Origin of the sequence: Dactylosporangium sp. CA-152071, from assembly GCF_050936335.1 — a bacterium.
Lineage (GTDB): Bacteria > Actinomycetota > Actinomycetes > Mycobacteriales > Micromonosporaceae > Dactylosporangium > Dactylosporangium maewongense.
On sequence record NZ_JBNJMZ010000001.1, the window covers coordinates 1,469,562 to 1,492,638 of the forward strand.

Annotated in this window: 21 protein-coding genes and 1 pseudogene; 13 read left to right on the plus strand and 9 right to left on the minus strand. The window is 71.4% G+C overall.

Going from position 1 to position 23,077, the window contains the following annotated elements; genetic code table 11:
* Positions 1-51: 51 nt before the first annotated feature.
* Together ACQEVZ_RS06130 and ACQEVZ_RS06135 are read left to right on the plus strand one after the other, a co-directional pair.
* Positions 52-1,287: a sensor histidine kinase gene (locus ACQEVZ_RS06130; protein WP_433362431.1), complete on the plus strand. Its 1,236-nt coding sequence runs from the start codon at positions 52-54 to the stop codon at positions 1,285-1,287.
* Positions 1,284-1,946, plus strand: a complete 663-nt coding sequence (locus ACQEVZ_RS06135) for a response regulator (protein WP_433362434.1) — start codon at positions 1,284-1,286, stop codon at positions 1,944-1,946. Before ACQEVZ_RS06130 ends, ACQEVZ_RS06135 begins: the two co-directional genes overlap by 4 nt.
* A 722-nt stretch (positions 1,947-2,668) precedes the next feature.
* Here the strand turns inward: ACQEVZ_RS06135 and ACQEVZ_RS06140 are convergent.
* The 3 genes from ACQEVZ_RS06140 to ACQEVZ_RS06150 all read right to left on the minus strand — a co-directional run bounded on the left by ACQEVZ_RS06140 (position 2,669) and on the right by ACQEVZ_RS06150 (position 5,083).
* Positions 2,669-2,917, minus strand: a complete 249-nt coding sequence (locus tag ACQEVZ_RS06140; RefSeq protein ID WP_433362437.1) for a Fe-Mn family superoxide dismutase — start codon at positions 2,915-2,917, stop codon at positions 2,669-2,671.
* Positions 2,918-3,300: 383 nt separating this feature from the next.
* Positions 3,301-4,518 carry a Dyp-type peroxidase gene (locus tag ACQEVZ_RS06145; RefSeq protein WP_433362440.1) on the minus strand — a complete coding sequence of 406 codons (1,218 nt, stop codon included), beginning with the start codon at positions 4,516-4,518 and terminating at the stop codon, positions 3,301-3,303.
* 1 nt (position 4,519) lies between these two features.
* A complete protein-coding gene (locus tag ACQEVZ_RS06150; protein ID WP_433362443.1) occupies positions 4,520-5,083 on the minus strand; it encodes a copper chaperone PCu(A)C in 564 nt (187 codons plus the stop codon).
* 131 nt (positions 5,084-5,214) lie between these two features.
* On the opposite strand from ACQEVZ_RS06150, the gene ACQEVZ_RS06155 reads away from it, so the two are divergent.
* Positions 5,215-5,793, plus strand: a complete 579-nt coding sequence (locus ACQEVZ_RS06155; protein ID WP_433362446.1) for a copper resistance CopC family protein — start codon at positions 5,215-5,217, stop codon at positions 5,791-5,793.
* A gap of 148 nt (positions 5,794-5,941) precedes the next feature.
* A complete protein-coding gene (locus tag ACQEVZ_RS06160) occupies positions 5,942-6,337 on the plus strand; it encodes a cupredoxin domain-containing protein (protein ID WP_344505959.1) in 396 nt (131 codons plus the stop codon).
* On the opposite strand, the pseudogene ACQEVZ_RS06165 reads toward ACQEVZ_RS06160, so the two are convergent.
* Positions 6,338-6,463 (minus strand): annotated as a pseudogene (locus ACQEVZ_RS06165) (sigma factor-like helix-turn-helix DNA-binding protein); the annotation flags it as partial.
* 100 nt (positions 6,464-6,563) lie between these two features.
* On the opposite strand from ACQEVZ_RS06165, the gene ACQEVZ_RS06170 reads away from it, so the two are divergent.
* Positions 6,564-7,322, plus strand: a complete 759-nt coding sequence (locus tag ACQEVZ_RS06170) for a zf-HC2 domain-containing protein (RefSeq protein WP_344505960.1) — start codon at positions 6,564-6,566, stop codon at positions 7,320-7,322.
* Between the two features lie 185 nt (positions 7,323-7,507).
* Here ACQEVZ_RS06170 and ACQEVZ_RS06175 read toward each other — a convergent pair whose 3' ends face one another.
* Positions 7,508-8,230 (minus strand): YcnI family protein, encoded by a 723-nt coding sequence (locus ACQEVZ_RS06175; RefSeq protein ID WP_433362451.1) that lies wholly within the window; start codon positions 8,228-8,230, stop codon positions 7,508-7,510.
* 136 nt (positions 8,231-8,366) lie between these two features.
* Here ACQEVZ_RS06175 and ACQEVZ_RS06180 point away from each other — a divergent pair, with 136 nt between their 5' ends.
* From ACQEVZ_RS06180 to ACQEVZ_RS06205, 6 genes are all read left to right on the plus strand, one after another.
* Positions 8,367-10,376, plus strand: a complete 2,010-nt coding sequence (locus ACQEVZ_RS06180) for a cytochrome c oxidase assembly protein (RefSeq protein WP_433362454.1) — start codon at positions 8,367-8,369, stop codon at positions 10,374-10,376.
* 136 nt (positions 10,377-10,512) lie between these two features.
* The gene (locus ACQEVZ_RS06185; protein ID WP_433362457.1) at positions 10,513-11,988 is read left to right on the plus strand and encodes a PepSY-associated TM helix domain-containing protein; all 1,476 of its coding nucleotides are present in this window, start codon (positions 10,513-10,515) and stop codon (positions 11,986-11,988) included.
* 268 nt (positions 11,989-12,256) lie between these two features.
* On the plus strand, positions 12,257-12,811 hold the full coding sequence (locus ACQEVZ_RS06190; protein ID WP_433362460.1) for an ankyrin repeat domain-containing protein: 555 nt from the start codon (positions 12,257-12,259) through the stop codon (positions 12,809-12,811).
* 90 nt (positions 12,812-12,901) lie between these two features.
* Entirely contained in the window at positions 12,902-13,711 is an 810-nt protein-coding gene (locus ACQEVZ_RS06195) for an alpha/beta hydrolase fold domain-containing protein (RefSeq protein ID WP_433362463.1), read from the plus strand.
* Positions 13,684-14,577 (plus strand): RNA polymerase subunit sigma-70, encoded by an 894-nt coding sequence (locus tag ACQEVZ_RS06200; RefSeq protein ID WP_433362466.1) that lies wholly within the window; start codon positions 13,684-13,686, stop codon positions 14,575-14,577. The genes ACQEVZ_RS06195 and ACQEVZ_RS06200 overlap by 28 nt, the downstream gene beginning before the upstream one ends.
* 178 nt (positions 14,578-14,755) lie before the next feature.
* A complete protein-coding gene (locus ACQEVZ_RS06205) occupies positions 14,756-15,043 on the plus strand; it encodes a hypothetical protein (protein ID WP_433362469.1) in 288 nt (95 codons plus the stop codon).
* 4 nt (positions 15,044-15,047) lie between these two features.
* Here the strand turns inward: ACQEVZ_RS06205 and ACQEVZ_RS06210 are convergent, their stop codons facing one another.
* Positions 15,048-15,515 (minus strand): hypothetical protein, encoded by a 468-nt coding sequence (locus ACQEVZ_RS06210; RefSeq protein WP_433362472.1) that lies wholly within the window; start codon positions 15,513-15,515, stop codon positions 15,048-15,050.
* A 170-nt stretch (positions 15,516-15,685) separates the two neighbouring features.
* Positions 15,686-16,492: a hypothetical protein gene (locus ACQEVZ_RS06215; protein WP_433362475.1), complete on the minus strand. Its 807-nt coding sequence runs from the start codon at positions 16,490-16,492 to the stop codon at positions 15,686-15,688.
* 610 nt (positions 16,493-17,102) lie between these two features.
* On the opposite strand from ACQEVZ_RS06215, the gene ACQEVZ_RS06220 reads away from it, so the two are divergent.
* Together ACQEVZ_RS06220 and ACQEVZ_RS06225 are read left to right on the plus strand one after the other, a co-directional pair.
* A complete protein-coding gene (locus ACQEVZ_RS06220; RefSeq protein ID WP_433362478.1) occupies positions 17,103-17,561 on the plus strand; it encodes a SigE family RNA polymerase sigma factor in 459 nt (152 codons plus the stop codon).
* The gene (locus ACQEVZ_RS06225) at positions 17,558-18,967 is read left to right on the plus strand and encodes a hypothetical protein (protein ID WP_433362481.1); all 1,410 of its coding nucleotides are present in this window, start codon (positions 17,558-17,560) and stop codon (positions 18,965-18,967) included. The genes ACQEVZ_RS06220 and ACQEVZ_RS06225 overlap by 4 nt, the downstream gene beginning before the upstream one ends.
* A 382-nt stretch (positions 18,968-19,349) precedes the next feature.
* Here ACQEVZ_RS06225 and ACQEVZ_RS06230 read toward each other — a convergent pair whose 3' ends face one another.
* Both ACQEVZ_RS06230 and ACQEVZ_RS06235 read right to left on the minus strand, forming a co-directional pair.
* The gene (locus ACQEVZ_RS06230; protein WP_433362484.1) at positions 19,350-20,183 is read right to left on the minus strand and encodes a hypothetical protein; all 834 of its coding nucleotides are present in this window, start codon (positions 20,181-20,183) and stop codon (positions 19,350-19,352) included.
* A 475-nt stretch (positions 20,184-20,658) separates the two neighbouring features.
* On the minus strand, positions 20,659-22,794 hold the full coding sequence (locus tag ACQEVZ_RS06235) for an FAD-dependent oxidoreductase (protein WP_433362487.1): 2,136 nt from the start codon (positions 22,792-22,794) through the stop codon (positions 20,659-20,661).
* Positions 22,795-23,077: the final 283 nt, after the last annotated feature.

Sequence of the window (23,077 nt, forward strand, 5' to 3'; positions counted from 1 at the left end):
GTCGTACCGTGGTCTGACGCGGCACCGCGGCCGGGCAGCTACGGTTCGTTCATGCAGTCACCCCGACCGCTGTTGCCCGGCCAGTTCGGGACGGCGCACCGCACGGTGGTCGACGGGGTCGCCGCAGCAGCGCTGGCCGCGGTGGCGACGGTCTTGGCGTGGCAGACCGCCGTCCCGCACGGCTCCAGCTGGGTCGATGTGGCGGTCCTCGCCGTCGCCACGCTCGGCGGGGTGCTGCGGCAGAGCAGGACACGGACCGCGCTCGTCCTCACCCTGGTCGTCGCGGTGCTCGCCACCGGCGTCGGTTCGTTTTCCGCGCCGTGGGCCGGTGTCGCCTTCGTCATGTACGTGGTGCCGCAACGGTTTGCGCGCCGTGAGGCCGGTTGGCTCCTCGCGGGTGCCATGGCCTCGGCGGTGCTCGGGGTCGCAGGCGTGCTCGGCGGTTCCTGGGCCAGGCCCGGGCCCAACCGGGTCGCGATGCTCACCGAGACCGCCCTGCTTCTCGCGGTCGCCTGGACGATGGGTTACGCGGTGCGGCAGCATCGCCTGTACGTCGCGGGTGTGCGCGAACGGGAGGAGCAGCAGGCGCAGACCCGGCACGCGGAGGCGCGCCGCGCGATGACCGAGGAGCGGCTACGGATCGCCCGCGAGCTGCACGACGTCGTCGCGCACACGATGAGCGTGATCGCCGTGCAGGCCGGCGTCGCCAACCACGTCGCGGCCGAGCGGCCAGAAGAGGCCCGGCGCGCGCTGCTGTCCATCGAGGAGACCAGCCGCGACGCAGTGCGTGAGATGCGCGCGATGCTGGGCGTTCTCCGTGAGGGCGTCGTCGCGCCGGACCGTCCCGCACCGCCGGCGGGTCTCTCACCGCAGACCGGTCCGGGCCTCGACGACCTCGACGACTTGGTGCGCCGCACCGCCGACACCGGTCTGGTCGTCGACCTGCGGATGGACGGTGCCAGGCGGGAGTTGCCCACCGGGCTGGAGCTCGTCGCCTACCGCATCGTGCAGGAGGCGATCACGAATGTGATTCGGCACGCCGCCACGGACCGGTGCCGGGTGACGGTCAGTTTCCGACCCGACACCCTCACCGTCGAGGTCGACGACGATGGTCCGGGCCGCACCCCAACCGATCCTGGCGGTGTGACACTGTCGGGTGGTCACGGGATCAGTGGCATGCGGGAGCGCGTGGCGATGTTCGCGGGGACGCTCACCACCGGCCCGGCGGCGGACCGCGGCTTCAGGGTCCGGGCCACGTTCCCGCTCGGCTCCGGGACGGCGCGATGATCCGGGTTCTGGTCGCCGACGACCAGACATTGATCCGTGGCAGCTTCCGGGTCCTCATCGACACCGCCACCGACCTCGTTGCGGTGGGTGAGGCGGCGACCGGCGCGGAGGCGGTCACGCTGGCCCGGCGGGAGCGGCCCGACGTGGTGCTCATGGACATCCGCATGCCGGACCTGGACGGTATCGAGGCCACCCGGCGGATCTGCGCCGACCCGGCGACAGCAGGTGTGCAGGTGCTCATCCTGACGACCTTCGACGCCGACGAGAACGTGTTCGCCGCGTTGCACGCGGGCGCGAGCGGTTTTCTCCTCAAGGACACCAGGCCTGCGGACCTGCTGGCCGCGATCCGGGTCGTCGCCGCCGGCGAGGCGCTGCTCGCGCCGGGGGTCACGCGCCGGCTCATCGAGGAGTTCACCCGTAGGCCGGGCACGAGGGTGGCGCCGACCGGGACGCTGGCCGACACCACCGACCGGGAGCGCGAGGTCCTGACCATGGTCGGGCTCGGCCTGTCCAACCAGGAGATCGCCGCACGCCTGCACGTCAGCCTCTCGACCGTGAAGACGCACATCGGCCGGTTGCTGACGAAGCTCGGCGCCCGGGACCGGGCTCAGCTGGTCATCGCGGCCTACGACGCCGGTCTGGTCCGCCCAGCGCCATAGGGACGCGTCCTGCACACGGCCGTCGTCGTCCCGCGGGCTTCACGATGCGTGCGGCTGCGACCGCTTCGCGGCGAGGCACCGACGGATGCCTCCCGGCCGTCGGGGACGAAGCGCCGGACGGCCTCGCGGCGTTCGGAACCGGTCATCCAACCGTGCCACGCCATCTCCCCGGGCATCCGGCTCGAGGTGGCCGGCGCCGACCGCCTCGTGGATACCGCGCAGGGACGAGCCAAGCTGCGCAGTCGCCTTGTTGCAAGCTCCTGGCAAATACATGAGACTGGCAACAGGAGAGTCCTGGCTGGGTACGGACCTTGGAGTGGTCACCGTTGCCTGGCGGATTCTTCGTCGACGCCATGGCTGCGCAGGGTGCGGTCAGGCGCGGCGGCGCCCAGCGCGATGGTCCTCAACCTGAACTGGGCGCCGCCACCTCCCTCAGATCATGCCGACGGGCACCCCACCGGATTCGATGGGGTGCCCGTGTGCTGCGTCACGCTCGGTCCGGCGGGCTCGTCAGCGCCCGTTCGAGCAGCAGGTTGAGCTCGCGGACGAGGTTCTCCACGCTCTTCCCGGTCTGGGTCCGCACCAGGTCGGGCGCGAGTTCGGCGAGGAGGTAGAACGCGCCGAGCAGCGCCTCGGCGCCGGCGAGGTCACCGCGGTGCTCCGCGGCGATGACCCGGCGACGCGTTGGACGATCTCGGCGCTCGTGCCGCGAGCGGATTCGGTCACGCCGCCGCGGTGGCCGCGGCGAGGCGGGCCTGCACGTCGGCCCAGTTGACCAGGTTCCAGAGCTGGTCGACGTAGTCGGGGCGGACGTTCTTGTACTGCAGGTAGTAGGCGTGTTCCCAGGCGTCGAAGACGAGCAGCGGCGTGGTGCCCTGCCCGACGTTGCCGTGGTGGTCGTACACCTGCTCCACGAGCAGGCGCCTGCCGAGCGGCTCCCACGCCAGCACGCCCCAGCCCGAGCCCTGCACACACCCTTCGTGGCGGTGGAGAGCTGACCGGCGAAGCCTTCGAACGTGCCGAAGTGCTCCTCGATCGCGGCGGCGAGCTCGCCGTCGGGGCGGTCACCGCCGTTGGGTGACAGGTTGTTCCAGAAGATCGAGTGCAGGACGTGCCCGGAGCGGACCAGCAGTCCCCCGGCGTGCAGCGCCAGCAGGTGCTGGTTGACCGCGGTGGTGGTGACGCCGAGACGGGCGGCGAGCTCCGTCGAGGATGCGGGCGTCTCCATCTGTACGAGCAACCCCGCGCGAACGGCGCCGACGAGGTTGACGAGCGCCCCGGGCGCCGGCAGGGCCTGCGGCTCCCACAGCGTCGCCGGCCCGCGGGTGGCGTACTGGATATGACGCTGATCCTTCTACTTGAGCAGGCCCTCGCCGATCCAGCCGCCGGGTTCGCAGCCGGGCGGGACGGCGAAGACGGCGGACCCGATCGGGGTGATCCATTCGTTCATCAGGTCGGCCTCCGCGAGCTTGCGCTGGATGGGGATGGACTGTTCGCCGATGTCGCGCTGGAACGAGGCGAACACGAGGCCGCTGTCGGCGGTGCCGTCGGCGCCGGGCGGCTCGTCGTAGTTGTACGGACGCCGGAAGATCCGCAACCGGTCCTCTCCCACCTGCGCGCGGGCCACGTGCGAGAACTCGGAGATGACCGAGAAGCCGAGCTCGTTCTTCGCGTTGAAGTCGGGCTTGTCCAGCTCCCGCTGCCCGGTGATCGGCGCGCCGTCGGACAGGCGCCGCCCGACCGCGAACTCCTTGCCGGCCGCGTCGGCGGCGTCCCACTGCTCCAGCTCGGCCCGGATCCGGCGGATCACCACGGTCGTCCCGCCGTGCAGCCAGGCGGGTCCGGTGTCGGTCCACACCGCGCCGCCGAACACCGGGCTGCCCGGCGCCGGGTTGCCGGTGCCGTCGATCTGGCCGAGGACGTTGCGCTGGGTCACCCCGTCGTCCTGCATGCCGCGGCCGCGCCGGAATCCGCGCTGCACCCACCGTACGGTCGCGAACGACCGGCTGTCCTTGACCAGCATCCGCTGGGCGTGGGCGACGGTGAGCGGGTCGTCGGCGCAGAGCTGCAGCAGCACGTCCCCGCCGCTCCACCGCTCCTGCAGCCGGTCGATGCCGAACGCGGGCAGCTGCTGCAGCGACGCCGGCCGCCGGTCGCCGAGCCCGGCGGCGTCGAACAACCGCGGCCCGAACCCGAACGTCACGGTGAGCCGGGCCGGCACGTGCGCCAGCTCCGGCTGCCCGTCGGCGAGGGGCGCGAGGCCCTGGGTCAGCCGGGCCGCATCGTCGGTCAGCACCAGCATCATCCGGCGCAGCGCCGCACGGTCCACACCGGCGGCGAGGTCGAGCGCGACGAACGCGGCATGTGCCTGTGCCGGCGTCTCCACTCCCGCCTGATGTGCACCGTAGAACGGCACCATCTGCCCGCCGAAGTTCGCGGCTGACACCTCAGGAACGCGTTGCTCAGGACGCGATGCCGAAGCCGCGGCGACGCCGATCGCCCCGCCCACGGACAGCGCACCGCCGGTCAGCAGGGCACGCCTGCTGACCGGCCCGCGTGCACGACGGGTCATGTCAGCCCATCGTCATCGCGCTGGCGCTCGGGCTGCCACCCATGCCAGGCATGTAGGACTCGTTGCCCGCGGCGAAGTCCTTGCCGAGGGCCGTGAACTGCACCGTCCCGCCGTCCTTCAGCGTCAGCGTGAACGTGACCTGGTCACCGGCCTTCACCTCGGTCTTTACGTCCATCAGCATGAAGTGGTCGCCGCCGGGCTTGAACTCGTGGCTGCCGTTGGCCGGGATGACGAAACCGCCGTCCTTCGGCCGCATCGCCATCTTCCCGTCGACCGTGGTCGTCTCGTGCAGCTCCATCATCGGCGACACCGACGACGTCGCCGACACCACGACGATCTCCTTGCCGGTCGTGTTCATGACTGTGCCGTACGCCGCGGACATCCCCGACTTCGCGCTCTTCACCCACGGGTCCTTGACCACCAGCGCCGCCTGCGCGCTCGCGCTCGTGGCGGCCGGCGCGGCCTGCCCGGACGGTGTGCTGCTCGGGGACTCCTCGGACCCGCAAGCGGTGAGGGCGAGCACCAGCGCAGCGCCGGCCAGCGCACCAAGGTTGCGCAACGACATCGGACATCCTTCACGTTCGGAGGCGAGCACTGTCATGGGAGTAGTCGGGGCGCACGCCGGGAAAGTTCCCGTGAGATTCGTGTCGCTGCCCGCAGTGCCGACCGGAGTGCCGGAGGGTTCAGGATGGACGCATGCGAACGTTCCGCGCGGTCCTGGCCGCCGCCGCCGTGGCCCTGCTCGTCCTGCTGGCCCCGCCGGCGCCGGCGTGGGCACACGCCAAGCTCGTCAAGAGCGACCCGGCCGACGGCGCCACCGTGTCCGCCCCGCTGACCGCGGTCACGTTCACCTTCAACGAGCCGGTGAAGCAGCAGTTCAGCACCGTGGTCGTCACCGGGCCCGACGGCGTCTCCTACAGCGACGGCACCCCGAAGTCCGTCGACAAGACCCTCACCCAGTCCGTCAAACCGCTGCCCGCCGGCGCGATCAAGGTCGCGTGGCGGACCGTCTCCGTCGACGGCCACCCGATCGAGGGCCAGCTCACCTTCACCAACGCCGCACCGGCACCGACCACCGCCGCCCCGTCCAGCCCGCCACCGGCGACGAGCGCCGCCCCGGCGACGGCCTCGGCGGCGACACCGACCGTCGGGACCGGCCCGGCCTCGAGCGACAGCGGGGCCAGCGGACTGCTCTGGGTCGTGCTCGGTGTCGTCGCCGTCGCGCTGGTACTGGGCGGCGGCGCCGTCTGGTGGCGCAGAAGCCGGACGGGCTGACGAACGAGGCACTGCCGCCGCCGGCGCGGCACCGGTACGCTGGACGCGTCCACAACCCCGGAGCGGCAGCCGGAGTGGACAAGCGGCCAACCGGTGATGGCGCACCGGGGACCGCAGCCCTTTACCGTGCTCGCGTTAGGACTCTGCCGTGCCCGTCACCTCCGCACCCGCCCGTTCCCGGGACACCGTCACCCGGCTCGCCGCCGTCGCCGTCCTCATCGTCGCCGGCGTCGTCGTGGCGCTGCTGTACCGCGGCAGCACCGGCGACGCCGCCGCCGTGCAGGACCGGCAGATCACCGTGACGATCACCGCCGGCCGGGCCGACCCGCCCGTGCAACGCGTCGAAGTCGGCAAGGGCAGCACCATCAAGCTCACCGTCACCTCCGACGTGCCCGACGAACTGCACGTCCACGGCTATGACCGCAAGGCCACGCTCACCGCCGGGCAGCCCGCAACACTGGAATTCCCCGCCGACACCGCCGGCATGTTCGAGATCGAGACCCACGGCGCGCATCTGCTGCTGGTGCAGCTCGTGGTGCGCTGATCAGCTGGCCTGCGCGGCGCGGTGCGCGGCCACCAGCTCCGCGCGCGCCCTGGCGACCCGTGACCGGATCGTGCCGATCGGTACACCCTCAACCTCGGCGGCCTCCGCGTAGGACAGGCCGAGCACCGGTGAGCGAGTCATCCGGGCCTGCGGCGCTCATGGCGCACCACCGTGCCTTCCGCTGTTCCTGGTGGAACCTTTTCCGGTTGGGGACGACTACCGGTGTGTGGGATGTGACCTGTACCAGGAAGCGCTGTCCGCCCGGCTCGACGGCGAGGCCGAGCCGGTCCCGGCCGCCGAGACCGACGCACACCTGCGCCGCTGCCGCACCTGCCGGACGTGGCAGCGCGACGCCCTCATGCTGACCCGCGCCGTGCGCATCCAGCCGGTCGGCGTGCCCGCGAGACTGGACATCGCGGCGCTGCTGCGCAAGGTCCGGCCCGACATGCCGAGGCTGCGCAACGGTCTGCGGGTGGCGCTCGGCACGCTCGGCGCGGCGCAGTTCCTGCTCGGCATGGCGCAGGTCGCCCGCAACGCCGCGGCCGAGCACGTCCACGCGGCTGCGGCGGCGGGCGCCACGGCGGGGCACCTGTGGCACGAGTCGGCCGCCTGGAACGTCGCCGTCGGTGCCGGGTTCGCGTTCGCCGCCTGGAGCCGTAGCCGGCCCACGGGTGCAGTGCCGATCCTGTCCGCGTTCGTCGCGCTCCTCGCGTTGCTCAGCGCCAACGACGTGTTCGCCGGTCAGGTGCAGCAGATCCGGCTGGCCAGTCACGGGTTCGTGCTGGCCGGGTACCTCCTCGTGCTGGCGCTGTGCCACCCCCGTCTGGACCCCGGCACTCCACCGAGCCGCGGGCTGCGGCCACGCTGGCGCCTGACCGAGCAGCAGCCGCTGCCGGAACCCACCGCCACGCGGCCGCCACTGCGGCTCATCCAGGGCCAGGCGCGGATCAGCACGGGCGCCGCGGACCTGGACCGGGCCGCTTGAGCGGGCCGTCACGTGCGCAGGGTTGTCGTCATCACCAGCGCCGCGGTGCCGCGGGTCCGCAACCGGAAGGTCACCGTCCACACGCAGGGACTCACATACGGCACACCAGGTAGTCGCCGCCGCGTGTCCTGAAGTTCCCGCCGGGTCCGCCGCCGTGATGACGGCGGACCCTGCTCGCTGGACGGTCAGCCGGTGCGGCCGGCGCGGCGGTAGGCCAGGACGCCGAGGAACAGCCCCGCGAGGCCGGCGATGAGCGCGAAGACGCCGAGGGTGATCGCGGTGCCGTCGGTGTCGCCGTCGTTGGCGGTGGCGGCCGCGTCCTGCGCCGCGAGGTTCGCCGCGGTGCCGGCGGCCGGGCTCGCGGCGGCACCGGCCTTGGTCAGCTTCAGCACCGGGGCGGGGTGCTCGGCCTCGGCACCGGCGGCGGGCTCGTCGATCCACCGGACGATCTCACCGTTGGAGTACGTCTGCAGGGCCTTGAACACGATCTGGTCGGCGGTCGGCAGCGGGCCGAGGGAGACGTCGAACTCCTGGAACGTGTGCGGCTTGATCTCCGCGCCCGCCGACGCCGTCCAGCTGATCTTCGAGATCGCCTCGGTGATCTCGCCGTCGTCGGTCTTGATCGGGGTGGCGAGCTTGCTGTTCTCGGTGACCGCGGTCCAGCCCTGCAGCGGCTTGAGCGACACCGACGCGATCGGCGTGTCGGTCGGGATCGCGATCTCCACCTTGGTGGTGCTGGCGTCGTCCTTCTCGTTCGGGACCCGGAAGGTGACCTTGGTGTAGCCGCCCTGGGCGGCGGTGTTCGGGTTGACGGTGACGTGCGCGGATGCCACGCCGGGGAACGTGAAGGCCGCCACGGCCACCGCGGCCAGGGCGGCACCGGCACGAGCAAGGCGAACGAGACGCATGACTGCTGGGTCCTCTCGAAAACGACGAGCGGGATGGCGGCCCCTCGAGTTCCACAGATCACAGCCTCGTGACGGGAACCAACCCGGGTCTGGGAGCGACTACCTGGGCGATGCTCACGGTAGTGCACGGAAAACTATGACTTATCTGGACCTGACCCGAAAGGCCCGGAAGCTGCTCATCTTCGCCGCCGGCACGATGGCACTGGTGGCAGTGCTGGTGTCGGCGTTGCGGTGGGGCGGCGCGATCACGGGACGCACGGTCGTCGGCCTGCCGGACGCCGGGGCGCTCACCACCTGGGGGCTGCCGCTGGTTCGCGCGGCCGTCAACGTCGGGTGCGTGGCGACCGTCGGCTGGTGCGTGACCGCGGCGTTCCTGCTGCCCGGCCTGGACAACCCGGGCGGCGGCCGGCACGGCGCCGGTCAGCTGCTCGGCCCGGCCGGATACCGGATGCTGCGCCGCGCCTCGTGGTGGGCGACCGGCTGGTCCCTGTCCGCCCTGGCGATGCTGCCGCTGACCCTGTCGGACCTGCTCGGTCAGCCCGTGTCCCAGGTGTCGTTCGCCGGGCTCCGCAGCCTTGCGTGGTCGGTGGCGCAGGGCCGGTCCGCCCTCGCGCAGGCCGTCTTCGCCGCGGTCATCGCCGTCGCGTGCCGGATCGTGCTCACCCGCACCGGCGCCGGCATGGTCGCCGCGCTCGCCTGCGTCGCCGCCCTGCCGCCCGCGCTGACCGGCCATTCGGCCGGTGCCGGCAACCACCAGCTGGCGGTGACGAGCCTCGCCGTGCACATCCTCGCCGCCGCGCTGTGGGTCGGCGGCCTCGGCGCCCTGCTCACGCTCCGCTCCGACCGGGTCCTCGACGTCGCCGTCCGCGGCTACAGCCGCCTCGCCCTGGGCTGCTGGGTGGCCGTCGCGGTCAGCGGGCTCGCGAACGCGGCGGTCCGCCTCGGTTCCGTCGACGAGCTGTGGCGCTCCCGGTACGGGCTGCTCCTGCTCGGCAAGATCGTCGCGCTGATCGTGGTCGGGGTGTTCGGTGCCGTGCAGCGGCGACGCGCGTTCGGATCGTTCCGGCGGCTCGCGACCGGCGAACTCCTCGTCTTCGCCGCGACGTTCGGCCTCGCGGTGGCGCTGTCCCGCACGCCGACCCCGGTGCCGACCGACCCGGTGGACACGGACCCGGTCACCGACCTGCTCGGATTCACCGCCCCACCGCCGATCAGCGCCGCTCGGGTCATCTGGCCGCCGCTGCTGGACGGGTTCTTCATCGCCGTCGTGGCGCTGGCAGCCGCCGGCTATCTGATCGGCGTGTGGCGGCTGCACCGCGCCGGGCACCGCTGGCCGGTGGCGCGGACCGCGAGCTGGCTCGGCGGGGTGCTGCTCCTGGGGCTGTTCACCGTCGGTGGATTCGCCCGCTACGCGTACGTGCTGTTCAGCGCGCACATGGCCCAGCACATGGTCCTGGCGATGGTGGTGCCGATCCTGCTCGTCGGCGGCGCCCCGGCCACCCTGGCCCTGCGGACGCTGCGCAAGCCCGCCGACCCGGCGGTCCGTGGCGCGCGGGACTGGCTGCTGCTCTCCCTGCACAGCCGCGTCCTGCAGGTCCTGTCACATCCCGTCGTCGCGCTCGGCCTGTACGTGGTGAGCCTGTACGGCCTGTACTTCAGCGACCTGCTCAGCACCCTCATGCGGTACCACCTCGGTCATCTGGCGATGCTCACCCACTTCGTGCTGACCGGGTTCCTGTTCTTCTGGGTCCTCATCGGCGTCGACCCGGGCAGGCGTGCGGTGCCCCCGCCGGTCCTGGTCCTGGTCCACTTCGCCGGCATGGCGTTCCACGCGTTCCTCGGCGTCGCGCTGATGCAGTCCCGCACGGTCATCGCCGCCGACTGGTACACCGCCGTCCACCCCGCCTGGGCCGGCAGCCTCCTCGCCGACCAACGCGTCGGCGCCGGGCTCGCCTGGGGGTTCGGCGAGCTCCCGGCGGTGGCGATCCTGATCCTGCTGGTCGTGCGCTGGATCCGCGCCGACGAGCGCGAGCAGCGTCGCCTGGACCGGGCCGCCGACCGGGCCGAAGCCGCGGGTGAGGACGACGAGCTCGCCCGGTACAACGCCTTCCTGCGCCGCGCCGCGGAGGCCGCCGAGCGTCGCTGAGAACTCTTCGGAACTCACCGGGAACTTGCTGGGCACTTCGGACGACTACATGCTCGTGGACGCGTCAGCCGAGGACGTCTGCGGGTGCCACCTGTCCGTTCCGTCTCGAACCGTCGCCCCGCCCGGAGGTTCCCTGATGTCCGTCGCCACCGATGTCTCGCCCCCGACTGAAGAACCCGCGGCAGCACCCATCGCCCGCACCGGCGGCCAGCCGGCCCGGACGTGGTCGGTGGTGCCGCTGCTGACCCGGCTGCACTTCTACGCCGGCATCCTCGTCGCGCCGCTCCTGGTGATCGCCGCGCTGACCGGCCTGCTGTTCGTCTTCACCCCGCAGCTCGACAGCATCGTGTACGACAAGGAACTGCACGCCGCCCGCGTGGGACCGGGTCTGCCGAAGCCGCTGTCGGAGCAGGTCGCCGCCGCGATCGCCGCGCACCCGACCGGCACGTTCTCCACCGTGATCCCGGCCTCCGCCCCGGACGCGACGACGAAGGTCGTGTTCATGGTCCCGGAGCTCGGTGAGAAGCAGGAAACCGTCTACGTCGACCCGTACACCGGCGAGATCCGCGGCCAGCTGGTCACCTGGTGGGGGTCCACCCCGCTGACGACGTGGCTCGACGACTTCCACCGGCACCTGCACCTCGACGACATCGGTGTGCTCTACTCCGAGACCGCCGCCAGCTGGCTGTGGGTCGTCGCGCTCGGCGGCCTCATCCTGTGGTGCAACCGGCAGTGGCGCATCCGCGGCGAGAAGCGCCGCAGCCGCGTCGAGGCCACCCTGCTCTACGACACCGCCGCCAAGGGCGTGCGCCGCACCCGCGGCATGCACGGCGCCACCGGCGTCTGGCTCGTCGTCGGACTGCTGTTCCTGTCCGCGACCGGGCTCACCTGGTCCGACTACGCCGGCGCAAACTTCAAGCTCGCTCTGGACTCCCTCGACGCCAACCGGCCCGAGCTGGTCACCACCGGCGCGACCGCCGCCACCGGCGGGGGCCACCACAGCGGCGGTGGCACGGCGGCCGCCGGCGACCCCGCACAGGTCGACACCGTCCTGCACATCGCCCGCACCAACGGCATCACCGGCCCGATCGAGATCGGCGCCCCCGCCGAAGACGGCGCCGCCTGGACCGTCGTGCAGAACGACAACGTCTGGCCCGTCCACTTCGACAAGATCGCCGTCGACCCCGTCGCCGGCACGGTGCTGCACCGCACCGACTACGCCGACTGGCCGTTCCTCGCCAAGCTCTCCGCCCTCGGCATCCAGGCCCACATGGGCTACCTCTTCGGCCTTGCCAACCAGCTGCTGCTCGCCGCGCTCGCCATCGGCCTGCTCTGCGTCATCTTCTGGGGCTACCGGATGTGGTGGCAGCGCCGCCCCACCCGCGGCGAACGCCGGGCCCCCGTCGGCACGCCGCCCGCTCGTGGTGCCTGGCGGAAGCTGCGAGTCCCGCTGCTCATCGTCGGCATCCTCGTGACCGCCGCGATCGGCTGGGCACTGCCCGCGTTCGGCGTCACCCTCGTCGCGTTCCTGCTCTTCGACGCCGTCGCCGGACTGATCCGGCGCCGCCGCGACACACCGGCACCGACCTCACCGGCTCCGGCCGGCGCCTGACACGACACGTCCGAGGCGCGCCCGCGTCGTGACTTCCGTGGACTGACGGGAACTGCAGCGGGCGCGCTGACGACGATCAGAGCAGCCACCCCGTGGATTCACCTCGCCTCGTTCGCCGGCGCTCGGACTGACCGTGTTCTCGCTCTGGTACGTGCGCCGTCTCGCCCGCACGCCGGACACCACCGCGGCCACCGCGTCAGCCAGCCGGAGCAGACCGTCGACCTCCCGCGGTGGATCTGGCGAGTGTCGATCAAGTTAGTGTGCGGAGATGACCGAGCTGCGAGAGCGCCCGCTGCACATCGCTGCCCAAGCGGGCGATGCGCAGGAGGTAGGTCGGTTGATCGCCGAGGACGCCGCGGTGGACGCAGGCGACTCCCGTTCGTTCACGCCGTTGCATGTCGCCGCCGGTGTGGGGGCGGCCGAGGTCGTCGCGATGCTGCTGGACGCCGGCGCGGACGCCAGGGCGCTGACGGCGTTCCAGGACACGCCGCTGCATCGGGTGGCCCATGGCCTTGTCGGCGCCGCCGATGCTCGCGTGGAGATCATCGACAGGCTCCTCGACGCCGGCTGTCCGCTCGACGCTGTCGACACCGCCGGACGCACCGCGCTGTGGTTCGCGGCGGCCACCGGCACCACGCCGTGGACGCCCGAGCAGCAGACCACCCGCTTCCGCGTCCTGCAGCACCTGCTGGAGCGGGGCGCCGATCCCAGCATCGCGGCGGGCGGCAAGCAGGGCCGGCCGATCGACGCCGCTCGGGGACTGCACCAGATGAAGAAGTACCGGATCGAGTGGGCCGAGGGCGCCGCGCTGCTGGAGCAATGAGGTTCAGGCAGCAGGCCCCCCGAATTGAGCGCGCCGCGATTCCTTTCGTGGACGGCGGCGGTCTGTACGGGTGTGGATGCGATCAGAGCGATGTACGCCCACTGGGCCGTCGGGGACATGGGCGAGGACGACCAGTGGGGCGATGTGACGGCCGAGCCGCGCGGCCTCGACTACACGGAGGTGTCGGCGGGTGGGGTGCCGGCGATGTGGCTCGCCCCGCACGGCGCCGACCCCGACCGGGTGATCGTCGCACTGCACGGTGGCGGTTTCGTGGGCGGTTCGCTGTACACCCACCGCAAGATGTACGGGCACCTCGCGAAGGCGGCCGGTGTCCGGGTCCTGCTCGCCACCTACCGGCACGTCCCACAGTTCCGCTACCCGGCGCAGATCGAGGATGCGGTCGCGGCGTACCGGTGGGCGGTGGCGCACACCCGACGTGTGGCGCTGGCCGGCGACTCCTGCGGCGGGGGTCTGGCCGTGCAGGTCGCCCTGCGCGAACCCGGTGCGGCCTCGCTGCTGTTGCTGTCGCCATGGATCGACATGGATCCGGCGCAGACCGCGACCTCGTACGAGGAGAACGCCGCAACGGACGTCTTCTTCACCCGGCCGATGGTGCAGGCTCTCATCGAGCAGTATCTGCCTGAGGAGGTGAGCGGCCTGGCGCCGGAGGTCAACGCCTTCCACGCCGACCTGTCCGCGCTGCCGCCGGTGTACGTGCAGTGCGGCGGCGACGAGAGCGGCCGGGGTGACAGCGAGCGCCTCGCGCGGCTGACCGGTGCTCGGTTGGACGTCTTTGACGGGCAGCTGCATACGTTCCAGATGGCCGCCGGGCGCGCACCGGTCGCCGACGAGGCGATCGGGAGGTTGGCGGCATGGGTGCGTCCGACGTTGGGGCTCTGACCGAGGCGTTCGAGGGGGAACGCCGGGGGTTGTTCGCCCACGCGTACCGGATGCTCGGCACCTACCATGAGGCCGAGGACGTCGTGCAGGACACGTATCTGCGGGCGCTGCGCGGATGGGCGGCGTTCGAGGGACGTTCGTCGGTGCGCACCTGGCTCTACCGGATCGCCACGAACGTCTGCCTGAACGTGATCGAAGGGCGGGAGCGGCGCACGCTCTCGTTCGGTCTCGGCCCGGACGACGCCGATGGACTGCTGGAGCCGTTCCCGACGGACCCGCTCGACGCGGTGACCGCACGGGAGAGCGTGCGGCTCGCGTTCGTGGCCGGGTTGCAGCACCTCAGCCCCCGCCAGCGGGCCGTGCTGCTGCTCCGGGAGGTGCTGGCGTTCTCCGCGGCCGAGACCGGCGAGGTGCTGGGCATGTCGGTGCCGGCCGTGAAGAGCGCCTTGCAGCGGGCCAGGGCCCGGCTCGCCGAGGCGGCGCCGGCCCGCGACGACGTGCTGGACGCCGCCTCGCCCCGAGCGCGGGAACTGCTTGCCGGCTACATGGCCGCGTGGGAGGCGTCCGACGCCGACGCGTTCCGTGCGGTGCTACGTGCGGACGCGGCCATCGAGCCGGTCGGCTCGCGGGCCTCGTACACGGGTCTCGAGACGTGCCTCGCCTTCGCGGCGCCGGCGATGGGCACCGCTGGACAATGGCGGATGGTGGCGACCGAGGCGAACGGCCAGCCCGCCGCGGTGGCGTGGTTCCGCGGCGAGCCCTTCGGCGTGGCAGTGCTGACCGTGGCCGAGGAGGGAATCGTCGCGATCACCCTCTTCGGCGACCCGCAACTGGCGCACATCTTCACGCCGAAGCCTGACGTATGAGCTTTGTGCCCGCGTGAACTGCACCGTGGTGGCGTTCGTGACGTTCCGTCGCAGCCCGCTCGCGGTCGCCCCGGCCATCACCCCGCTGACGTCAGCACCACGTGGACGATCCGGCGTGTTCACGGGCCCGTCGACTGGTCGACCCGCGGCCGTTCACCCGGCTCGGCACCATCGCCGGATGGGGACGTCCGTGCCGGCGATGCGGTACTTCGGCTTGTGCCTGGGCCACGCTGACGAGCGGGAGGCCGAGCGGTGGCTGCGGACCGTCGGCGTGCCGGCCGCGGTGGAGGTGCGCACGGTGCGGGTCGACGGGGTTGTCGCGTTGAGTTTCGCGGTGCCGGAGGGCACGGCGCTGGAGTTGCCGGCGCAGCGGATCGAGTTCGCCGCGGCGGGGATGCGGGCCGCTGCGCTGCATGCCGCGCAGCACCCGCACCCGGGGTCGCCGGGTGCGGGTTCGCGGGGCTGATCGGTCAGCCGCCGGTGATGACGCTGTCGCCGGCGAGGTGTTCGGTTCGCTGCACGATGAGGGTGCGCAGCGTTTCGGCGTCGGACTTGGTCTTCTCGGCGTTGTTGCCCTGGACGGTGCCGAGGACCGCGGTGATGCCGTCGAGGATGTTCAGGGCGTCCGCGCCGGCGTAGATCTTCTTGTACAGCGCGCGGTAGGCGTCGTCATAGGTCGAAGTGAATGCCTTGCTGGCCAGGAACCGTTCCTTGAGCTTGTTGCCGCCGAAGCCGCCGCGCCCGCCCATGCCGCCGCCCATGCCCGCGGGTGGTCGCATGCCGTCGGGCAGCTGCATGCCGGCCGGCGGCTGGAAGTCCCCGCCGTTGCCGCCGCCGGGGAAGCGGCCGCCGCCCATGGAGGTGGTGTCGTGCGGGCCGGTGGTGGCGCTGCCGGAGAAGGACAGGTTGTAGTCCCAGCCCAGTCCTGCACGCGGCACGCCCTTCGCGGTATGAGCGGATGGTCTCTATCGGCTCTGGGTGATGGCAGGCTGGCGCACCGACTACTGGCGGAATGAACGGATCCCGCCAGCTCCGGGCGGGCACCCGGTATGACACGGGCAAGGTCGGCATGCGCAGCCAGATCCGCTGGGAGATGAAGAAGGAACGGCTACTGGCAGCCGTCATGCACGAAGCGCTGCACCGTCCAGTCGTGGGCGGCCGCCGGCACCGAGCCGACGGCGAGAACCCACTCGTCGCCGAGCGTGCCGATAACGAGGTCGCCGTTCTCAAACCGCAGCACGAGGCCAGCAGCGACCGCGTCGCCGTCGTGGCCGACGTGGCCGACGTGGCCGACGATCACGGCGCCGTCGGTGAGCCGAGCGCCGATGAACCCGGACAGCACGTCCGGACGCCGTGCCGGGCCGACCCTGGCCTCTCCGTACTCGTCCATGTCGTAGGAACGGTACGGATAATCCTTCGCGAGCAGAAGTTGGTCGCCGCGGCCGTGAAGACCGACCGGCATCGCGCAATCGAAGAACAGCCAAGCGTGGAGCAGGCTCTCAGCGTCCGGTCCACGCCGTCCCTCGTACCAGTGCCGGGCCTCCGTCACGGCGTCGAGCCGTCGGCCCACCATGCTTTTCAGCCACGACGTGACTATCTCGGAATCGCTGAAGCCTACGTACGGCACCCGGTGCTCGACCCGCAGCTCCTGCCACACGGCGCGGGCAGTGGCCTCGTAGACGTCGCCCACGCTGGTGTCGACCTCGGTGATGACCACGGCGGTCACGACTACCCTCGCCGCCACGGGCAGTCCACGCAGAGCCCACCGAGCGCCCAGCTCAGCTTCCCGCCGGTGTTCGTCGACCGCGACGGCGGTCACCTCTACCTCGGACCGGCTCGACGCCGCGACCTCGACGGTGACCTGAGCGAATCGCGAGAAGCGATTCGTCTGCCGCAGCAGGCGGAAGGTCGTCATGGTTCTGATGGTTCCAGGCAGGTTCCGGCCTCGGCATGTCGAGGCCGGACAAACCGGCAGGACCGGCGAACGGTGAAACACAAAAGTTGGTCGCACGGACCTGCCCACGCCCCCGACTGCCACCTGACCAACCCGGCAACATCCGCTCATCGGCTTCCGCGCGCCGCAGCCAGCCCGGACAGTTGCGCCCCGTAGCGATCGGATCGCGGCTACGATGCGCGCACCTGATCAAGCCGCCGCAGGCCCAGGCCATCGCCTCGCCGGCACCTTGTCCGACTCGAACACCGCACCCAGCCCGGCGGTCAGACCGGAACCATCCGCGCACCGGTGCTGCACGGTACCGGTGTGTCCATCATGCCCTTCCCGGAGGTCGACACCGGCGACTTCGCACAGCCGATGCCTGCAACCCGGCCCGATGCTCCACGATCGGTCGCCTCGCCGACCGCCGCCTCGCTCGACACATCGCCTATTGGCGAAAGCCGGGCAGTTCCTTCCCTCCGATGGCCGCCCTCCAGGCGTCGTACTGTGTGAGGGAGGACCTGTGATCCGACAGCACGATGCGGCGCGACGAGGTTTCGACGACTTCGTCCGCGACGAGAGCGATGCGTTGATGAGATCGGCATTTCTGCTCACCGGCGACCGCCACCACGCCGAAGATCTCGTGCAGACCGCACTCGCCTTGGCCGTCACCCGCTGGCACAAGATCGAAGATCCGCGGGCGTACGTGTACCGCGTCCTCTACACGCAGTACGTGAGCTGGTGGCGCAAGCGCCGGATTCGCGTGGTCGAGACGCTCACCGCAGACCTGCCCGAACGGCAGGCGCCCGCCGGCCCGGATCCCGAGGTGGCCGTGGTGCTGCGCCAGGCGCTCGGCCGGCTGACCCCGCGCCAGCGGGCAGTGCTGGTGCTGCGCTTCTACGAGGACCACAGCGAAGCCGAGACCGCGGTACGCCTCGGCTGCCGGATCGGCACCGTCAAAAGCCAGACCCGACACGCCCTCGACCGCCTGCGTCGGCTCGCCCCCGAGCTCGGCGAGCTGGTCACCCAGAAGGTGGAGGTGGGAATGTGAACACCGAGACGTCGCTGCGCGAGAACCTGCGGATGCTCGCCGGTCAGGCACCGGCCGCGGCGGTGCCCGGCGACTTCTTCGACCGGGCCCACAAGCGCGCCAGGCGACGGTGGGCGGTGCGCGGCGTCGCCGTGATGGTCTTGCTGCTCACCTTGTCACTCGGTCTGGCGATCCGCCCCGGCGGCACCAGCGTGCCGGGCGGCCCCGGGGCTGTTACCGTCGGCCTGCCGCGCACGCTTCACGAGCCGAAGATCTGGACCGCGTCGGTCGAGCAGTCGCCGCCGGGCACCGCCGCCGTGATCTTCGGCGGCAGGGCGACCCATGGCGGCATCGCCGAGGGACGCTTCGCCGTGGTGGCGGCGGGCAGCGACCGCTACCGGGTGTTCAACGACTCCACACCCTGGGCCATCGGATACGAGGCGCTGCTGTCCCCGGACGGCGACCTCGTCGCGCGGAGCGGGACGGTGCAGTCGTTGCGGCCCGATCGTGGCGTCTCGCTCACGTTTCCCAACAGCAGTCCGCTGGCCTTCTCCCCGGACGGGACGCTGCTGATCTACTACGAGAGAGGCCCCACCACCTACGTTGACGGCGGCCAGCACTGGCAGAGCCGGATCGTCGTCTATGACCTCGTCAGCCGGGCCGAGACCGCCAGCATCGACAACACCGACAAGGAGACGCCGGTCGTCGCGGCGCTGTCGCCCGACAACAGCCGCCTCGCGCTGCAGGTGCGCGACCAGCTCAACCTGTACCGCCTCGACGGCACCAGCCTCGCGCAGTACGCTACGGTGCCGCTGCATGACGAGGCGTTGGCCGGGCCCGGCGCCTGGCGGCCCGACGGCCGCTCATTCGTCACCGTCCGTCTCGTCAACGGCCGGTCCTGGCGGCTCGTGCCGTTCGACGCCATCACCGGCACGGCCGAGCCAGCCCTTGCCCTCCGGGACGTGGACGCCCGCTATCTGCGGGTCATCGGCTGGCGCGACGACGGAACCGCGATCGCCGTCGCGGGGGTGTCCCGGCGAGGCGCGCCGCCGCTGCAACCGTTCCGCGAATACTTCTGGCGCCCGAATGCCGACTACGACAGCATCCGGGCGCGCCTCATCGAGCTCGCCCCGGCTGCCACGGCCCCGATGGTGCTGCTGGAGACCCCGGACGGGGTGGGTGAACTCGACGTCGCGGCCCACCTGGCGATCGCCGGCCAGTTCCGCGACGCCGGCAACCCGGACTATGGCCCTCTTCCGCCCTTCTTCGTCAAGCTCATCGCAGGCGTACTACCGGTGCTGCTGCTCGGTGTTCTCGTACTGTGGCTCGCGTTGCGCCGCCGCCGGCGCGTCACCCAACGCCACGGCCCCAGGTCCCACTACGGACGGGGACGACTTGGCGATGGCAGCGCCCGACCAGGGGCATGAGCGCGCACCCATTCAATCGCCACATGCTGCGTCGTTCGCGGTTCGGGGACGGCGTTTCAGCTTGCGGCCGGGTACGGTGCCCGACATGAGCGACAGTCCGAGCCCATCGCCGCTGGGGACAGGCCGCCGACGTTCGTCACCCGCACGCCCGACGCGTGGGGCTGGCCGGACGGCCGGCTCCTCGGCGGCTACTCCGTCGCCGCCGACAGCGCCTCATCAGTGATGGTGGAGATCGCGGCCGACCTGGACGCAACCCCGCTCGCCGACCTCTTCGTCCACGTGTCCAACAGCTGACGCCCGCCGCTCTGTCGAGAGGCCTGCCGAGCTGACTACAGCCGCATACAGCGCGCTCTTCGCGGCTCCATGTCCAGTTAACGGCTGTTCAGACCTTGCAATGCAGCTGGACGATGATGACGTCCTCGGCCAGGTGCTCTAAGTAGGCGGCCATCTCCGCTCGCGTCCATGGCTCGCTCCGGTCGGCGCGGTGCGGACACGTGTCAAGGCTTTCGCAGGCTCCATGCACCGGTAGATAGTTCCGCTCGATCCACCAGCCGTCGAGCGTGAGCAGCTCGGAATGCCGCAACGCGTCCTCGGCCCGCTGAGCCACATACTCCTCGCGGGGCAGCGCGAACCACGGCAGCATGTCCGGCAGCTCGCGGACCACGCCCGCGCTGAAGCACGGCGCGGCGCGGAGTTGTTGGATCAGTGGTTGCGCTCGGTACTGCTGCAGCGCTTGCGTCAAGTTGTGGTTCGGCTGCAACGGGTATTGCTCAGGGTTACCGCCGACGGGCATGTAACGGACCTGGTTTTCCGGTAGCGTCCTGAAGTGTTCCAGCGGCAGGACGGTCGGCATCTCGCCGCGGAGCTGGTGGAACAGGTCCCACAGCCGCCCAGCCGCGATCTCCGCGTCGGCGACCGGGCCCGCCAGGTCAAGCAGTCCTCTCGGGCCGCCCGCACACATACCGGCCAAACTCGGCTGGGGACCGTGCTGCCAGTGGGGCTCATCGTGGATGAGGCGCGGATCGTGCTCCATACCCGGCAGGACCCGAAACCCGAAGCCGTCAGAGCCACCCCGGATGGACCACCGTTCCCACTGGTCCCGCTCCGGGGCGAAGCCCCGCATCGCCTCGAACGGCGCCATCACACTGTCGAGCGCGGCGACGACGTCCGCCACCGAATCCGGCGGAAGGCACACGACGATGCTCAGGCCGGCCAACCCTTCATCCCTCCGTTTCGACCCACGAGCGCAAGCACCGGCGTGCCGGCCAACAAGGATCCGGCGCCTGTCGTTGCGTCGGCCTCGGCGGCAAGGACAACGGGGTCCAGCACACGGCGAGCAGCGTGCCTCGCCATGAACCGGTATGTCGAGTGGTTAATACTGCGGCAGCCAACAAGCGATGATCACCACAACCTGGTCAGATAGCGATGATCCGTCGTCGTCGAGCTGCAGTGAGCCAGGTTCGTACGGATTCGGACTTACGCCGGCCGGTCAGAGCGCCGATGCCGGGCGTGCGCCTGGGAGCGGGTGGATAACGTCAAACTCCTGGCGTCCGACCAAGATCAGGCGCTCACCGGCATGTGTGCGCGCCTGATCATGGTTGGTAGGGTTCCCCGAATGGCGCGTCGCGGATCCCCGGAGCCGCCCGATCCGCTGCGGCGGTGCGCGCGAACCGCCAGCGTCGTCTCGGCGTTCACAGTGGCATGCGGCAGTGAGCGCGGTTGAGTTGGTCCTGGCCATGCCCGCGGGCGGCTACGTAGCCGTCGGGCCGGACGAGGAGCCACCCGCCATCTTCGAGGCCGAGCGTGTCGGAGGCGGGCCTGCCGACGGCGCACGTCTGCGCCAGGCTCGGTAGGGAGAGTTCCTGACCGCCGGTGGTCTGGTCTGCGGTGACCAGCAGCCAGCTCGGGCCGCGCAGCGCGTCGAACAGCTTCCGCCAGCCGGCGGTGTCCGCCTCGGGGTGGCGGACCTGCACCACGCGCTCCCCGGGGGCGGGCCCGGGCCGGAGCGTGTCGGTGTCCGGTACCGTCAGCGGGCTCGTCCGGTAGGCGATGCCGAGGCCCGACATCGCCCCGAAGAGGCTCCGGTTCAGTGCCTGGAAGATCGGGGGCCATGCATTGGCCACCTCGAACACGGCGGGCAGGTGCTCGTCGATCACGGCGTTGCGCAGCTCCACGAGCTCCGTCGCCGTCCGCGTCGAGCGGAGCAGGGCCTTCCCGACCGGGACCCGCTCGGCGCTGTAGGTGTCCAGCAGGCTCGGGCCGGCCAGGCCCCGGATCACCGCGGCGAGCTTCCAGGCCAGGTTGAAGGCGTCCTGCACGCCGGTGTTCAGGCCCTGTCCGCTCGCCGGGCTGTGCACGTGCGCGGCGTCGCCGGCCAGGAAGCAACGGTCGGACTGCATGACAGGCGCCGCGCGCTGCTGGATGGTGAACACCGACACCCAGGTCGGGCGCTCCACTCGCGCCTCGGTCCCCAGACCGCGGCTGAGCTTCCTGGCGAACCGCTCGGCGACCGCGTCGTCATCGCCCCCGTAGTCGACGTCGACAGTGTCGAGCAGGCGCCAGCGGCGCTCGCCGACCAGCGGAAACAGCATCATGGACGCGCCGTCCGCCCGGATCCAGCGGATCCGGTCGTGCTCGACCGGCCGCGCAAAGTCGATCTCCGCGTCCGCGATCAGCCAGGTTTCGGTGGACTCGCCCTTCAGCACTACGCCCAGCTGCTCCCGGACCGTGCTGTGCCCGCCGTCGCAGCCGACCAGCCACGGCGCCGTCGTCTCCTCCACCCTGCCGTCGTGATCCAGCGTCGCGCGTACCGTCCCGGCGTCCCGTTCGACGCCGGTCAGCCGGACACCCCACTCCACGCGACCGCCGAGCCGCTCGACCGCCGAGCGCAGCAGTCGCTCGGTGATGGCCTGGTCGAGCAGCCACATCCGGTTGAAGCGCGTGGCGTGCCCGGTGAACGACGGGTCCATCGAGGCCAACTGCCGGCCGTCGGCGTCGAAGGCGATCCCTCTGCCCTGCACCGCGCGGGCGTTGAACTCCTCGTAGAGCCCCAGCTGGTCCAGGATCTCGATGGTGCGCGGATGGATCACGGCGGCCCGGCTCGTCGTGGCCGGGCCGGATGCGGCGTCGACCAGCCGCACGGCGATCCCGCGGCGCAGCAGCTCGTGTGCGGCCATCAGGCCGACCGGACCGGCGCCGACCACCAGCGCGTCCGCCTCGCCAGCGGCGGGCGGCCGCCGCTGCTCCGCCCTGCGCGCCCCGGCCCGGGGCAGCGCCGTCATGACCTGGGCGACGAACCCGTGGAACTCCGCCATGAATTTCCGCAGGAACTGCTCCGTGCCTGCGTCGCCGACCTCGCCCGTCTCGCTGATCAGGCCGGGCCGGAACTGGATGTACGCCTCCGGGGCGTTCATCTGGGGGGAGTTGCAGTAGCCGAGCACGCTGCGCAGGCTCTGCTGCGCGATCGCGGTGCCGATCTTGCCCGGGGACGCGCCGATCACGGCCGACGGCTTGCGCGTGAACGAGTTGTCGCCCCAGGGCCGGCTCGCCCAGTCGATGGCGTTCTTCAGGGCGCCGGGGATCGAGCGGTTGTACTCCGGCGTGACGAACAGGACCGCATCGACGGAGGCAACGGCCTGCTTCAACGCCCGGGCCGGGGCGGGGAAGTCGGCGTCGTAGTCGTAGCTGTACAGCGGCAGGTCGCGGATCGGAATCTCCACGAACTCCAGCTCCGGCGGGGCCAGGCGGATGAGCGCCCTGGACAGCGCACGATTGATGGAGGCGGCCGCGAGGCTGCCGACGATGTAGCCCACCTTGTACCTCGCCATACCTTGTGCTCTGCCCCCTCGCGCGGCCACCACACCTGTGCGGGCACACGTCGGCCCCGGTCAGCGCTCCACGCCGGACTGCGCCACTCCGCGGACGAAGAAGTGCTGGAAGACGACCAAGACGATAGCCATGGGGATGATGGTCAGGATCGAGCCAGCCATCATCACCGGGTAGGCAACGTCTGGCCCCCGCGCCGTCGCGGTCCCAGGGCCGACAGGCCAACCGGAGCGCCTAGTGTTCGGTGCTGGCGCGGACCGCGCCAGCGGCACAGTGAGGACGATC